Here is a 302-nt window from a genome sequence, read left to right on the forward strand (position 1 = left end):
TCCGGAACGTAAAGCCCGCCGGAATCACCCATCACCGGGTCGCAGACGTAAAGCGCGTTCGGCGTCTTCTCCTTGACTGCGGCAACCAGCGAGGCGACGGCCTCCGCCTGGCCCGCCTCGCCGAGATAGCCCGACAGCACGGCCCGCACCTCGCCCAACCAGGGCGCGCGCTCGAGATCGGCCATCAGCGCCTTGAACTGGTCGAGCGGCGGCACGATGCGGGTCGCCCGGCCGTGGCCCGGATGCCAGGGCAGGACGACGGTCGGCACCGCCCAGACCGGGAAGCCGAGCGTCTCCAGCGC

1 pseudogene is annotated in these 302 nt (G+C 71.5%); it reads right to left on the reverse strand.

The features are described 5' to 3' along the window. Positions 1-302: pseudogene (locus EN807_RS34345) on the reverse strand (pyridoxal kinase); the annotation flags it as partial.

The organism is Mesorhizobium sp. M5C.F.Ca.ET.164.01.1.1, assembly GCF_004792125.1.
Lineage (GTDB): Bacteria > Pseudomonadota > Alphaproteobacteria > Rhizobiales > Rhizobiaceae > Mesorhizobium > Mesorhizobium wenxiniae.